The organism is Nonomuraea sp. NPDC049504, from assembly GCF_040676845.1.
GTDB classification, from domain to species: Bacteria; Actinomycetota; Actinomycetes; order Streptosporangiales; family Streptosporangiaceae; genus Nonomuraea; species Nonomuraea salmonea.
In genome coordinates this window covers 339212-353216 of the sequence record NZ_JBFAPT010000005.1, presented here as the reverse complement: position 1 = coordinate 353216, position 14005 = coordinate 339212, and the positions used below count along the sequence as shown (strand labels likewise).

At 70.2% G+C, this 14005-nt stretch carries 12 protein-coding genes; 10 read left to right on the top strand and 2 right to left on the bottom strand.

From position 1 onward, the window contains the following. Window positions 1-24 precede the first annotated feature (24 nt). Both AB0K28_RS13110 and AB0K28_RS13105 read left to right on the top strand, forming a co-directional pair. Complete coding sequence (locus AB0K28_RS13110; protein ID WP_345393111.1) at window positions 25-615, top strand: PadR family transcriptional regulator; 591 nt, start codon at window positions 25-27, stop codon at window positions 613-615. 13 nt (window positions 616-628) lie between these two features. After that, window positions 629-1708 (top strand): inositol-3-phosphate synthase, encoded by a 1080-nt coding sequence (locus AB0K28_RS13105; protein WP_345393114.1) that lies wholly within the window; start codon window positions 629-631, stop codon window positions 1706-1708. 51 nt (window positions 1709-1759) lie between these two features. Here the strand turns inward: AB0K28_RS13105 and idi are convergent, their stop codons facing one another. Next, on the bottom strand, window positions 1760-2344 hold the full coding sequence (gene idi / locus AB0K28_RS13100) for an isopentenyl-diphosphate Delta-isomerase (protein ID WP_364368741.1): 585 nt from the start codon (window positions 2342-2344) through the stop codon (window positions 1760-1762). Window positions 2345-2422: 78 nt separating this feature from the next. On the opposite strand from idi, the gene AB0K28_RS13095 reads away from it, so the two are divergent. Further along, window positions 2423-3709, top strand: a complete 1287-nt coding sequence (locus AB0K28_RS13095; protein WP_345393116.1) for an MFS transporter — start codon at window positions 2423-2425, stop codon at window positions 3707-3709. Here the strand turns inward: AB0K28_RS13095 and AB0K28_RS13090 are convergent. Beyond that, a complete protein-coding gene (locus AB0K28_RS13090; RefSeq protein ID WP_345393119.1) occupies window positions 3689-5086 on the bottom strand; it encodes a CCA tRNA nucleotidyltransferase in 1398 nt (465 codons plus the stop codon). The two genes, AB0K28_RS13095 and AB0K28_RS13090, sit on opposite strands and share 21 nt — an antisense overlap. A gap of 158 nt (window positions 5087-5244) precedes the next feature. Here AB0K28_RS13090 and AB0K28_RS13085 point away from each other — a divergent pair, with 158 nt between their 5' ends. From AB0K28_RS13085 to trxB, 7 genes are all read left to right on the top strand, one after another. Next, the gene (locus AB0K28_RS13085) at window positions 5245-5769 is read left to right on the top strand and encodes a YbaK/EbsC family protein (protein WP_364368737.1); all 525 of its coding nucleotides are present in this window, start codon (window positions 5245-5247) and stop codon (window positions 5767-5769) included. Window positions 5770-5789: 20 nt separating this feature from the next. Beyond that, window positions 5790-7949 (top strand): DUF6049 family protein, encoded by a 2160-nt coding sequence (locus AB0K28_RS13080; protein WP_364368734.1) that lies wholly within the window; start codon window positions 5790-5792, stop codon window positions 7947-7949. After that, complete coding sequence (gene murJ, locus AB0K28_RS13075; RefSeq protein ID WP_345393127.1) at window positions 7946-9550, top strand: murein biosynthesis integral membrane protein MurJ; 1605 nt, start codon at window positions 7946-7948, stop codon at window positions 9548-9550. Before AB0K28_RS13080 ends, murJ begins: the two co-directional genes overlap by 4 nt. 166 nt (window positions 9551-9716) lie before the next feature. Next, the gene (locus AB0K28_RS13070; protein ID WP_364368729.1) at window positions 9717-11237 is read left to right on the top strand and encodes a protein kinase family protein; all 1521 of its coding nucleotides are present in this window, start codon (window positions 9717-9719) and stop codon (window positions 11235-11237) included. A 15-nt stretch (window positions 11238-11252) separates the two neighbouring features. Beyond that, window positions 11253-11888, top strand: a complete 636-nt coding sequence (sigM, locus tag AB0K28_RS13065) for an RNA polymerase sigma factor SigM (protein WP_345393136.1) — start codon at window positions 11253-11255, stop codon at window positions 11886-11888. Next, window positions 11878-12903 (top strand): zf-HC2 domain-containing protein, encoded by a 1026-nt coding sequence (locus tag AB0K28_RS13060; protein WP_364368726.1) that lies wholly within the window; start codon window positions 11878-11880, stop codon window positions 12901-12903. Before sigM ends, AB0K28_RS13060 begins: the two co-directional genes overlap by 11 nt. Before the next feature lie 164 nt (window positions 12904-13067). Then, window positions 13068-14000, top strand: a complete 933-nt coding sequence (gene trxB, locus AB0K28_RS13055; protein ID WP_345393142.1) for a thioredoxin-disulfide reductase — start codon at window positions 13068-13070, stop codon at window positions 13998-14000. Window positions 14001-14005 lie beyond the last annotated feature (5 nt).

Sequence of the window (14005 nt, the reverse complement as noted above, 5' to 3'; positions counted from 1 at the left end):
TCGACGCGAGAGGGGGCGGTTCCAGTGGCCAGCGGACAGGGCAGGGTTCTGGAGCTGGCCGTGCTCGGGTCGCTGCACGAGACGCCGCTCCATGGCTACGAGCTGCGCAAACGGCTCAACGCCTTGCTGGGGATGTTCCGTGCGTTCTCCTACGGGTCGCTGTACCCCTGTCTGCGATCACTGCTGGCTCAGGGCCTCATCGCCGAGGAGCAGCCGGCCCCGTCCACGATCGTCGGCGGCCGGTCGAAGATCGTCTACAAGCTGACCGCCGAGGGCAAGGAAAGGCTGCAGGAGCTGCTCACCCAGGCGGGCCCGTCCGCCTGGGAGGACGAGAGCTTCGGCGTGCACTTCGCGTTCTTCCGGCACACGGAGGCCGAGGTGCGCCTGCGCATCCTCGAAGGCCGCCGCAGCCGGCTCGAGGAGCGGCTCGACGCGGTGCGCACCGCGCTGGCACGCACCAGGGAGCGGCTCGACAGCTACACGCTCGAGCTGCAGCGCCACGGGCTCGAATCCGTCGAGCGCGAGGTGCGCTGGCTGAACGAGCTGATCGCAACTGAGCGTCGGGCCTCGTCCGAGGACAGGCCCGAGAGAGATACCACGTCAACTGATGAGTAAGGGAGCGAGTGCGATGGGTTCGGTTCGCGTCGCCATTGTCGGTGTCGGCAACTGCGCGTCGTCGCTGGTCCAGGGGGTTCACTACTACAGGGACGCGGATCCCGACGTACGGGTCCCTGGCCTGATGCACGTGAAGTTCGGCGACTACCACGTGGGCGACGTCGAGTTCGTCGCCGCGTTCGACGTGGACGCCAAGAAGGTCGGCCGCGACCTGTCCGAGGCGATCGTCGCCAGCGAGAACAACACGATCAAGATCTGCGACGTGCCCCCGACCGGGGTCACCGTGCAGCGTGGGCACACCTTCGACGGCCTTGGCGAGTACTACCGCGAGATCATCGAGGAGTCCGACGAGGACCCCGTGGACGTGGTCCAGGTGTTGCGTGACAACCAGGTGGACGTGCTGGTGTCGTACCTGCCGGTGGGCTCGGAAGAGGCCGACCGCTTCTACGCGCAGTGCGCCATCGAGGCCAAGGTGGCGTTCGTGAACGCGCTGCCGGTCTTCATCGCCTCCGACCCCGTGTGGGCCGAGAAGTTCACCGAGGCGGGCGTGCCGATCGTGGGCGACGACATCAAGTCGCAGGTGGGCGCCACCATCACGCACCGCGTGCTGGCCAAGCTGTTCGAGGACCGCGGGGTCGAGCTGCTGCGCACGTACCAGCTCAACTTCGGCGGCAACATGGACTTCATGAACATGCTGGAGCGCACCCGCCTCCAGTCGAAGAAGATCTCCAAGACGCAGTCGGTCACCTCGCAGATCCCGCACGAGATGGGCAAGGCCGACGTGCACATCGGCCCGTCCGACCACGTGCCGTGGCTCGACGACCGCAAGTGGGCCTACGTCCGCCTGGAGGGGCGCTCGTTCGGTGACACGCCGCTCAACCTGGAGTACAAGCTCGAGGTGTGGGACTCGCCGAACTCGGCCGGCATCATCATCGACGCCGTGCGGGCCGCCAAGATCGCCCTCGACCGGGGCATCGGCGGGCCGATCCTGTCGGCGTCGTCCTACTTCATGAAGTCGCCGCCGGAGCAGTACTCCGACGACCAGGCGCGCGAGTACGTCGAGAAGTTCATCAGGGGCGAGGTCGAGCGCTGACCTTCATCGGCGCCGCGACTCCTCATCGAGGGGCGCGGCGCCGTTCGTCTGTCAGGGACGTGCGGCGGGCGGCAGCGCGTCGGCGCCGGCCGGCTGCCAGGACAGCGGGTCGGCGCCCAGCTCGGTCAGCAGCGGCACCTGCTCCCTGCACCACGGCGAGATCGCCAGCAGGCCGTTCTGGGCCCCCTCGGCGAACTCCTTCCACGGCATCCACAGCGTCTCCCCCACCTCGTCGGGGTTCGGCGTGACGGGCGCGTCGACCGTGACGCGATAGACCGGGCACAGCTCGTGCTCCACGATGCCGTTGGCCATCACCGCGCGGTAGGCGAACGAGGGCAGCATCAGATCGACGCTCTCGACGGCCAGGCCCAGCTCGTAGGACAGGCGGCGCACCACCGCCCGGTCGAGCGCCTCGCCAGGAAGGGGGTGGCCGCAGCAGCTGTTGGTCCACACGCTCGGCCAGGTCAGCTTGTGATCGGCTCTCCTGGTGAGCAGCACGCGGCCGTCGGAGTCGAAGACGTAGCTGGAGAAAGCCAGATGGAGGGGGGTCTCGCGACCGTGCACCGACGTCTTGGGCGCGGTGCCCAGCGCCCGGCCGTCGCGATCTACCAGCACAACGTGTTCGTCGCTCGTCACGCTTTGAAGCGTACGAGATCATGGCCACCACTTGGAACCCCGGCGTGGCAGCCGACCAGCGCGGGCTAGGCTGACGGCGTGTCTTTCGTCGCCGATCTCCGCACGGTTCTGCGGGGCAGGGACTTCAGGCGGCTGTTCGGCACCCGGCTGGTCTCGCAGTTCTCCGACGGCATCTTCCAGTTCGGGGTGACCGGGTTCGCCTTCTTCAGCCCCGAGAACCAGACGACCGCCGTCGAGGTGGCGGCCGGGCTGGCGGTGCTGCTGCTGCCGTACAGCGTGCTCGGGCCCTTCGTCGGCGTCTTCATCGACCGCTGGTCGCGGCGGCAGATCCTCATGGTGGCGCCGTTCATCCGCGGCGGGCTGCTGCTCGTCGCCGCCGCGCTCGTGGCGGCCGACGTGCCCGATCCCGCGTTCTACGCGGCGGCGCTGGCCGTGCTCGGCGTCAACCGGTTCTTCCTGGCCGCCCTCGGCGCCTCGCTGCCCCACGTGGTGCCGCCCGAGCGGCTGATCTCGGCCAACGCGGTCGTGCCCACCTCGGGCACGGTGGCCACGTTCCTCGGCGCCGGCGTGGGCTTCCTGCTGCGCGAGCTGTTCGGCGGCGACGACCTGGGCGTGGCGCTGCTGCTGGTGACGTCCGGCGTGGTGTTCACGATGAGCGCGCTGGTGGCGCGCACCATGGAGCGGCAGCTGCTCGGCCCGTGGCCCGACCCCGACCGGCCGCAGGCCCGCCAGGAGCTGCGCAACGTCGTCACCGGGCTCCTCGACGGCGCCCGCCACCTCCTGCACCACCGCGTGGCCGCCGCGACGCTGGGCGCGATGGCCACCCACCGCTTCCTGTTCGGCATGTGCACCGCGCTCGGCATCATCCTCTACCGCTACTACTTCGCCCACGGCGACGCCGAGGCCGCGCTGCGCGGCATCGGCCTGGTGGTGATCGCCGCCGGGCTCGGCACCGCGCTGGCCGTCGTCATCACGCCGTACGCGACCGAGTGGTTCGGCATCGAGCGGTGGGTGCAGATCGCGCTGGTCGCGGCCGGGGCACTGACCGCGGTGCTGGTGCTGCCCTTCCAGGAGTGGGGGCTGCCGGTCGCCGGGTTCGTGCTGGGGGTGGCCGGGCAGAGCGTGAAGATCTGCGCCGACACCACCGTCCAGCGCGACGTGGAGGACATCTACAGGGGCCGCGCCTTCTCCATCTACGACATGCTCTTCAACGGCATGTACGTGCTGGCCGCGGCCCTGTCGGCGGCGATCCTGCCGGCCGACGGCAAGTCGTACGCCGCCGTCGCCATCATCTCGCTCGGCTACCCGCTGGCCGCCCTCGGCTACCGCCTGATCACCGCGCCCTCACGCACCGAGGTCGGTTGACCTCGCCCACTCCAGCAACGCCTCGGTGGCGGCCTCCTTGCCGATGACGCCCTTGTCGAGCCTGAGGTCGAGCAGGAACTTGTAGGCCCGCCCCACGACCGGCCCCGGGCCGACGCCGAGCACTTGCTGGATCTCGTTGCCGTCGAGCTCGGGCCTCATCTTGGCCAGCTCCTCCTCCTCGGCCAGCCTGGCGATGCGCTCCTCCAGGTGGTCGTAGGTGCGCGACAGCGCCGCCGCCTTGCGCTTGTTGCGGGTGGTGCAGTCGGCCCTGGTCAGCTTGTGCAGCCGGTCGAGCAGGTGGCCGGCGTCGCGGACGTAGCGGCGTACGGCGCTGTCGGTCCACTCCCCCGTGCCGTAGCCGTGGAAGCGCAGGTGCAGCTCCACCAGCCGCGACACGTCGGCGACGACGTCCTTCGGGAAGCGCAGCTCCGTCATGCGCTTCTTCGTCATCTGCGCCCCGACCACCTCGTGGTGGTGGAACGAGACCCGGCCGCCCGCCTCGTGGCGGCGCGTCTTGGGCTTGCCGATGTCGTGCATGATCGCCGCCCAGCGCAGGACGCGGTCGGGGCCGTCCTCCTCCTGCGCGATGGCCTGGTCGAGCACGGTCAGCGTGTGCTCGTAGACGTCCTTGTGCCGGTGGTGCTCGTCGATCTCCAGCCGCAGCTTGGGCAGCTCGGGCAGCACGTGGGCGGCCAGCCCCGTCTCGACCAGCAGCCGCAGGCCCTCACGCGGGCGGGCGCCGCAGATCAGCTTGTCGAGCTCGTCGCGGATGCGCTCGGCCGAGACGATCTCGATGCGGTCGGCCATCTCGGTCATCGCCGTCACCGCCGCCGGATCGACCCTGAAGCCGAGCTGCGCGGCGAACCTGGCCGCGCGCAGCATGCGCAGCGGGTCGTCGCCGAACGACTGCTCGGGGGTGCCCGGCGTGCGCAGCAGCCCCGCCCGCAGGTCGGACAGGCCGCCGTAGGGGTCGACGAACTCGTGCGCGGGCAGCCGCACCGCCATCGCGTTGACCGCGAAGTCGCGCCGCTCCAGGTCGCCCTCAAGGGTGTCGCCGTAGACGACCTCGGGCTTGCGCGACTTGGGGTCGTAGGACTCGCTGCGGTACGTCGTGATCTCGATCAGCCGGTCGCCCTTGCGCAGGCCGACCGTGCCGAAGTCGATGCCGATCGTCCACACGGCGTCGGCCCAGTCTCTGGCGATCTCCAGCACTTGCTCGGGGCGGGCGTCGGTGGTCAGGTCGAGGTCGTTGCCTGCGCGCCCGAGCAACAGGTCGCGTACGGGCCCGCCGACGAGGGCGAGCTCGTGGCCCTGCGCGGCGAACAGGCGGCCGAGCTCGTCGGCCACGGGGGCGATCTTGCGGAACAGGTCGTTCATGGCCTGCTGCTGGCTTTCGGTCAGAGTTGAGTCGGACAAACTGCGATCGGCCTTATCTGAGTGTGCTTCCGGAACATATCCCCCGAGCCACACCAGGTCCGGGTTACCGTCGGTCAAGGGACCGTCGGGGGGCACTGGAATGCGGCAAGGAGGACTATATGAAGGACGCCCTCGCGCTCCACCGCTGGCTCCTCGCACACCAGGTCCATCATGAGATCGTACGCCTTCCGCGTCCCATGACATGCGCGGAAGAGCTGCCGGAGACGGTCTTCGCGGCCGCCGGGCGCTGCCTCATGGTCACGGTGCTGGACGTCACGACCAGGGTCGGCAGCGAGGTCGTCATCGCCGTCACCACCCCCGTCTCGTCGCCGCCGCAGCCCGGGATCGTCGGAGGGCTGCTCGGCGCCCGCCAGGTACGCCCCGCGCCCGCCCACGTCGTCAACGCGGCCACCGACTACGCCGACGGGCTCGTGTGCCCGCTGCTGCTGCCCGCCGCGCTGCCGATGTTCATCGACGACCGGCTGCACGCGGACGACGAACTCCTCTACACGCCCACGGGAGAGCGGCACACCGCGCTCGCCATGAGGGCTCTCGACCTGCTGGCCGTCCTGCCGGGGAAGATGGTGGACCTCCGCGGCACACGCCCGCGAGGATCACGTGCGGCGGTCGCGCGACGGCACTGAACCCGTACCATTGCGGGCGTGTGTCGTCCTCGTCCGGCTCGGGCCTGCGCGTGATCCGTAAGACCACGCTGCTCGCCGCGCTGTCCGCCGCGTTGCTCGCCCCCACGATGGCGGTGACGCCCGGCGAGGCTGCCGCGACACCGGTCCTGACCGAGATCAGGCGGCAGACGCTCGCCGTGTCGATCACGTCGATCACGCCCGAGGTGCCGAAGAGCCTGACCGATGTGATCAAGATCACCGGCACCGTGCGCAACGACACGGGCACCGCGATGTCCGGCCTCCAGGTGCGGCTGCGCTACAGCGCCCTGCCCTTCACCGACCGCGCCTCGATGGCCACCTACCAGGCCGACCAGAACAACGCGACGCTGCCGAGCAGCGTCTCCACGCGCAACTCGTTCCAGAATCTCGAGCCGCTCGATGTGGGCGGCACCGCGCGCTGGGAGATCACGGCCACACCCGTGCAGCTCGGCCTGCGGCAGTTCGGCGTCTATCCCATCGCGGTCGACGTCGCCCAATGGGGTGTGCCGCTCAGCGCGCAGCGCACCTTCCTGACGTACGCGCCGCCCACCACGCCGCGCCCGCCGCGCAACAAGCTCGCCGTCGTGCTGCCCGTCATCGACCAGCCGCGCCGGGCCACCGACACCGACCCCGACGCGCCCGGCAAGGGCCCGTTGTTCCTCGACGACAAGCTGAGCCAGGCCGTGACCGGCCGCGGCCGCCTGGCCGACCTGCTCAGCATCGCGCAGTCGGCGCCGAGCAGCGTCACCTGGGTGGTCGATCCCGCGCTGCTCGACGACCTCAGCGCGATGACCAAGGGCTACCAGGTCAAGACGAAGGACGGCAAGCGCTCCCAGCCGCCGAGCGCAGCGGCGGGCCAGTGGCTGACCGACATGCGCACCTCGCTGGCCGCCTCCCCCGTGGTGGCCCTCCCCTACGCCGACCCCGACGTGGCGGCGCTTGCCCACCAGGGGCTCGACCCGCAGACCCGCAGGGCAGTCGAGCTCGGCGGGCAGAAGGCCCAGCAGTTGCTCAGCGCCAAGGCCAAGACCAACCTCAACTGGCCGGCCGCCGGCGTGCTCGACCCCGACGCGCTCGACCTGCTCGCCGTCAGCGGCGTCAACACCGTGCTGCTCAACTCCACCAACCTGCCGCCGCAGCCGCCCGTGCCCACCACGCCCGACGCCGCCGCGACGCTCGACTCGGTCAACGGCCCGGTCACCGCGCTGGTCGCCGACCCCGAGCTGAGCCGCCTGTTCGAGCCGGCCGGGCCCACCTCGCAGGCGCTGACCAGGCAGCGGTTCATCGCCGAGACCGCGATGATCGCCGCGGAGCCGGGCCAGACCGTGCCGCGGTCGCTGGTCGTCGCGCCCTCCCGGCGGTGGAACCCCAACCCGGCGCTGATCAGCTCGCTGCTCAAGACCGCGGGCCGGCTGCCCTGGCTGCAGCTGACCACGCTGGAGTCGCTCAAGCCGGGCAAGACGTCCGTGCCGCGCGCCGGGCTGACCTACACCGACCAGAACCGCAAGCAGGAGCTGTCCGGCAAATACCTCGACTCGGTGAAGGAGTCGTGGTCGATGGCGCAGCTGCTGTCCCGGGTCACCACCGACGGCGCGCCGTCCAGCTTCGACGCCGCCGTGCTCCGCCTGACCTCGTCGGCCTGGCGCGACAGCACCCGCGCAGGACGCGCCGCGGCCAAGATGGTCGGCACCGCCGTCACCAACACCACCAACAAGATCCAGATCTTCGGCGTGGGCGGCCCCCGCACCCTGGCCGGCAGCAGCGGCGTGGTGCCCATCAGCGTGAAGAACGGCATGGGTCACCCCGTCGCCCTCTACATCGACGTCAAGTCCGACAACCCCGAGCTGCTGCAGATCAAGATCGTCGAGGAGACGCGGACGATCGGCCCGGGCCAGAGCACCACGTTCCAGGTGACGATGAACGCCACCCCCGACACCAGCGGCGACGCCACCGTGACCGTGCAGCTCAAGACCCCCGACGGCCAGCCCTACGGCAAGCCGCAGCGGCTGACGATCCGCACCACCGGCTACACCGGCATCGCCCTGGTGATCGTGGGCGCCGCGCTGACCGTGATGCTCGCCGCCGTCGTCACACGGCTCTTGCGGCGCAGGTCGCAGCGCAAGCTCGCGCGTACCAAGACCCGGGAGAGTGAGACCGTATGAGCCGCATGCTGCGGGCCAGCGCCATCATGGCGGCCGGCACCATGGTGTCCAGGGTCACGGGGTTCGTGCGGACGATGGTGCTGGCCTACGCCATCGGCACGGCGGCGCTCGGCGACGCCTACAACGCCGCGTACGCGATCCCGTACAGCATCCTCGACCTGCTGCTGCTCGGCGTGCTGAGCAGCGTCGTGGTGCCGATGATCGTGCGGGCCCAGCAGCACGACGCCGACGGCGGCAGGGCCTACGAGCAGCGGCTGCTGACGCTCTCCACCGGCGCGCTCATCGTGGTCGCCGCGATCGCCGTGCTGGCCGCGCCGCTGCTCATCGACCTCTACACGGTCTGGGACCACGGCAGCAGGGAATACGACGTCGCGGTCACGCTGGCCAGGTTCATCCTGCCGCAGCTCGCCTTCTTCGGCGTGGGCGCGGTGGCCGGCGCCATCCTCAACACCCGCGACCGCTACGGCGCCCCCATGTGGGCCCCGGTCGTCAACAACCTGGTCGTCATCTGCGTCTTCCTGCTCTACGCGGTGGCCGGTCCCGGCAACGACATCTCCCGCGTCACCACCGGCGATCTGGCGCTGCTCGGCGTCGGCACCACGGCCGGCATCGTGGCGCAGGCGGCGGTGCTCATCGTGGCGCTGCGGCGGGCCGGGTTCCAGTTCGTGCCGCGCTTCGACCTGCGCAACGCGCGGCTCGGCGAGATGGGCAAGGCCGGCGTCTGGACGATCGGCTACGTCATCGTCACGCAGGCCGGCTTCATGCTGACGACCAACCTCGCGAGCGCCGCGGGTGACGAGGTGGCGGGGCACGGCATCAGCCCGTACACGCTGGCGTTCCAGCTTTTCCAGCTTCCTTACGGCGTGATCGGCGTCTCCGTGATCACCGCGATGCTGCCCAGGATGAGCAGGGCCGTCGCCGACGGGCGCTTCGGTGACGTGCGGGCCGAGTTCGGGTCGAGCGTACGGCTGGTCTGCGCGCTCATGGTGCCCGTGTCGTTGCTGCTCATGGTGGTCGGGCCGGCGATCACCGTACCCATCTACGGCCACGGCGCCAACTCCGTGGCCGACGCCGTCTACATCGGCAACGTGCTGCAGGTCTACGGGCTCGCGCTGGTGCCGTTCGCGGTGTTCCAGCTGCTGCTGCGGGTCTTCTACAGCTTCGGCGACACGCGTACGCCCGTCTTCATCGGGGCCGGCACGACCGCGGTCAACGCGGTGCTCATGGTGCTGTTCCACCTCCTGCTGCCGGCCAGGTACGCGGTGATGGGACTGGCGCTGGCGTACACGGTGGCCTACGGGCTGGGCGCGGTGCTGGCCTGGTGGCTGGCCGCCCGCCGGGTGCAGGGGCTGGACGGCTGGGCCGTCGGCATGGCGATGACCAGGATGTATCTCGCGGCGCTGCCCACCGCCGTGCTCGCGCTCGCCACGGTCTGGGTGATCACCACGGTGTTCGGCGGGCTCGACTTCCTCAACTCCGTGATCGTTCTGGCGATCGGCGGTGGCCTGGGAATGTTGCTCTATCTCGGCGTAGCCCACAGAATGCGCATCCCGGAGGTCAACTCGATCGTTGGGATGGTCGCGAGGCGGGTAGGTCGGTAAAGAACGCGGGCGGAATCTCCTCGGCACTACCATGGAGCCCGACACGCGCGAATGGAAGCAGGAGGGGCGTGGGCGGATCCACCCGGCATAGCGTGCCTTCGTGGGACACCACCACGCAGGTGAGTCGAACCATGAGCACGCCCGATCGGCCAAGCGGAGTGAGCCAGTGAGCAGCACGTCGGCCGTCGCACCCGGCACCCGTCTCGCCGAGCGTTTCCGGCTCGAAGATCGCGTCAGCGAGTCCGACGGCGCCACCCTGTGGAAGGCGATCGACGAGATCCTCGCCCGTCCCGTCGCCGTCCACACCTTCGCCCCCGACTTCCCGCGCGTCCACGAGGTCGTCACGGCCGCCCGCGCGGCCAGCCGGCTCACCGACCCCCGGCTGACGCAGGTCTTCGACGCCGCCGAGGACGACAAGTCCGCCTACGTCGTCAGCGAGTGGGTCACCGGCGAGTCGCTGACCGACCTGCTCGCCGCCGGCCCGCTGGAGCCCGAGCGTGCGGCCGGGCTGATCGCCGAGGCCGCGGAGGCGCTCTCACACGCCCACGAGGCCCACCTCTACCACCTGTGCCTGCGCCCCTCCCACCTGGTGTGGACGACCGGCAACACGGTCAAGGTGCTCGGCGTCGCGGTCGACGCCGCCATGTGGGGCCTGACCACCGACCAGCCGGCGCTCGACGACGCCGAGGGCCTCGGCCGGCTGCTGTACGCGGGCCTGACGGGCCACTGGCCGGGCGACGAGGAAGAGGGCGGGCTGCCCGCCGCCCCCATGAACGACGGCCACTTCTGCACGCCCCGCCAGGTGACCGCGGGCGTGCCCGGCTACCTCGACACGGTCACCGTGCGGGCCTGCCTGCCCGAGTCGCGCAGGGGGCAGGGCGCGCTGTCGAGCCCGTCCGAGGTGGCCGAGGCGCTGGCCGACGTCGCCAGGCCGATGCCGATCCCGATCTCCTACCCCTCCACCCCGGCGGTCGCCTCGGCGTCCCACACCGAGGGCCTCGACATCGCCCACCGGCAGCAGTCGGCGCCGCCTCCCCTGCCGCCGGTGATGCAGCCGCGCCGGCCGTCCGGCGGGGGCGGCAGCACGCTCAACCGGGTGCTGATGACGCTCGTGGTGCTGCTCGTCATCGCCGCCGTGGGCGTGGGCGCGTGGACGATCGGCCGCAGCCTGGGCAGCCCGACGACGTCGCAGACGACCAGCGCCAGCCCCACCGCATCGGCCTCCGCGCCGGCGGAGACGCAGGCCGTCAAGCCGGTCAAGGCGCAGGGCTTCGACCCGCTCGGCGACGGCGACGAGAAGCCCGACCTCGCCAAGCTGGCCATCGACGGCAAGCCCAGCACGCTGTGGAAGACCGAGACCTACACCAGCGCCGACCTGGGCAGACTCAAGGACGGCGTGGGCCTGCTGCTCGACATGGGCAAGTCCGTGCAGATCAGCGACGTGGTCGCTACGCTGTCCGACGCGTCGGGCGCGACCGTCGAGCTCAAGGTGGGCGACTCCCCTGAGCTCGGGTCGCTCAAGACAGTCGCCACGAAGAAGAACGCCGCAGGTAAAACCACCCTCGCTCCGGAACAGGCGGTGACCGGCCAGTACGTTTTGATCTGGTTTACGCGCGTTCCGACAGATGCGGGCACTTTTCATGGCACCATCTATGAGGTAGTGGTGCACTCTCCCGGATCGGCATAATCAGGAAACTCTCTTGTGAACTCCCCACCCGAGACACCCTCAGCAGCGGAGCGGCCGGCGGTCACAGACGCCGAGCTGCTGACCGCACATATCCACGGGGATCCACACGCCTTCAGCGAAATCGTCAAGAGACACCGCGACCGCATGTGGGCGGTCGCCCTGCGCACGCTCGGTGACCCCGACGAGGCCGCCGACGCCGTGCAGGACGCCTTCGTCTCCGCTTACCGTAAGGCCGCCACGTTTCGCGGCGAAGCGGCCGTCACCACCTGGCTGCACCGCATCGTGGTCAACGCCTGCCTTGACAGGATGCGCCGTAAATCCGTCCGGCCCGTCGCCGACGACGAGCTGATCGAGGCCGCGGAGCGCGAGACCCCGCTGCCCGACCAGACCGTCGAGCGCGAGGTGTCGATGGAGGTTTCGGCCGCGCTGAAAATGCTGCCCGCCGACCAGCGGGCCGCGCTCGTGCTGGTGGACATGATGGGCTACTCAGTAGAAGACGCAGCTCAGGTGCTGCAAGTGCCGAGTGGCACGGTGAAGAGCCGGTGCGCCCGAGGGCGCGCGAAACTTGCCCCAATTCTTTCGCATCTGCGGAACCGAACCGACCTGAACCGCGTCTCATCCGCGAAGGGAGCAGAACTTCGTGACGGGTGATACGCACTACGATCTGGAAATCCTCGCCGAGCTGGCCGAGGGTCTCCTGGACGCCGACACGGCACGCCAGGTCCGCGAGCATCTCGCGGTCTGCGACCCCTGTGGGGAGCTACTGGCCGACCTGGCGGCGGTTCGCGAGGTGCTGGCCGCGACGCCCACACCGGCCATGCCGATGGGTGTCGCACTGCGCATCGACAAGGCGCTGGCCGCCGAGGCCGAGTCCAGGCGTGGCGGGGGTGTCGGCCTCGCGGAACCACCGGACTGGGATGAGCTCATGCGGGACGCCCCGTGGGAGCGGCCGGCGGAGGTCCCCGAGCCCGTGCGGCTCCATCGGGACGTGCCTGCTCAGGTCCCGGAGCCGACGCGTCTGTCCGGGGACTCGCCCGCCGAGGTCCCCGAGCCGGCTTCGACCGGACCGGCCGGCGTGCCTGAGCCGGTGCGGCTCGGCGTGGTCTCCGACGACGGCACGGTCGTCCCGGCGAAGAGCCGGTCGATCAGGCGGCGCCGGTGGGCGATGCCCGCGGTCGCGGCAGCCGCCGCGGCGGCCGTCGTGGCCGGGTCCGCGGTGGCCGGAACGGCCCTGCTGGCCAGTGGCGGTGAGTCGCCGGCGCCTCCGGTGGCGCTGCCGGTTCCCTCGTCGTCCTCCGCCGCCCCGCAGCCCGAGCGGAGCTCGGTACGGGCGACACCGTCGAAGCCGCCGCGGGGCTACGCCCTGACCAACAGCGACCACAACTACAGCGACCCCGAGCTGCGCAGGCCGCTCGAGCTGTTCCTGGCGCCCGCTCCGATACTGCACGGCGACTCCAACGACGCCGACAAGGTCGCCAAGTGCGTCAGCGCGGTCTCCAACCGCTCCAAGCTCGACGTGTTCGCGGTGGACCAGGGCCAGTACAACGGCCAGGAGGCGCTGCTGGTGGCGAGCTGGAAGCAGCAGTCGACCAAGAGGATCCGCATCGACGTCGTCGATCCGTTCAACTGCAAGAACCTGCGCAAGCCCGCCCTGGGCCGCTGGTAGACCACCGTCACCGGCCAGGTCCGCCGGCTGCGAAGCCCGACGTCAGAGCCCGCTTCTCGCGGGCTCTTTCGTTTGTCCCGGCGTTGTGGGGTAGGGCGGGAATCACTGCGGCCTAGGATCTGTTGTCGCCGGTGGCATCGACAGACGAGGAAGGCGTGGGAGCGTTGAGCGACGTTCGTAACGTGATCATCATTGGTTCCGGCCCTGCCGGTTACACGGCGGCCGTCTACTCCGCTCGTGCCGAGCTCAAGCCGCTCGTCTTCGAGGGCTCCGTCACCGCGGGTGGCGCGCTCATGAACACCACCGACGTGGAGAACTTCCCCGGGTTCCCCGACGGCATCATGGGTCCCGACCTGATGGACAACCTGCGCAAGCAGGCCGAGCGCTTCGGCGCCGAGCTGGTCGCCGACGACGTGGTCGAGGTCGATCTGCAGGCTGACCCCAAGGTGGTCAAGACCCACACCGAGACCTACTACGCCAAGTCGGTCATCCTGGCCATGGGCTCCGGCTACCGCGAGCTCGGACTGGAGAACGAGAAGCGGCTCTCCGGCCGCGGCGTGTCCTGGTGTGCGACCTGTGACGGGTTCTTCTTCCGCAACAAGGACATCGTGGTCGTCGGCGGCGGCGACACCGCGATGGAGGAGGCCACGTTCCTGACCAGGTTCGGGCGCATGGTGACCGTCGTGCACCGCCGCGACACGCTGCGGGCCAGCAAGATCATGCAGGATCGCGCGCTCGCCAACGACAAGATCCGCTTCGTCTGGGACTCCGAGGTCGTCGACGTGCTCGGCGAGTCCAGGGTCGAGGCGGTCAAGCTGCGCAACGTCAAGACCGGCGAGGAGTGCGAGCTCGCGACCGACGCGCTGTTCCTCGCCATCGGCCACGACCCGCGCACCGAGTTGGTCAAGGGCCAGATCGACCTCGACGAGAACGGCTACATCAAGGTGGCGTCCCCCTCCACCGCGACCAACATCGAGGGCGTGTTCGCCGCCGGCGACGTCGTCGACCACACCTACCGCCAGGCCATCACCGCGGCCGGCACCGGCTGCGCCGCCTCGCTCGACTCCGAGCGCTGGCTGGCCAACAACGAGAAGTAAGGAGC

What these genes read in the sequence shown, in the direction of transcription:
- AB0K28_RS13105 (WP_345393114.1), top strand. Translation starts at nt 629, where the DNA reads ATGGGTTCGGTTCGCGTCGCCATTGTCGGTGTCGGCAACTGCGCGTCG.
- AB0K28_RS13090 (WP_345393119.1), bottom strand. Translation starts at nt 5,086, where the DNA reads ATGAACGACCTGTTCCGCAAGATCGCCCCCGTGGCCGACGAGCTCGGC.
- AB0K28_RS13085 (WP_364368737.1), top strand. Translation starts at nt 5,245, where the DNA reads ATGAAGGACGCCCTCGCGCTCCACCGCTGGCTCCTCGCACACCAGGTC.
- murJ (WP_345393127.1), top strand. Translation starts at nt 7,946, where the DNA reads ATGAGCCGCATGCTGCGGGCCAGCGCCATCATGGCGGCCGGCACCATG.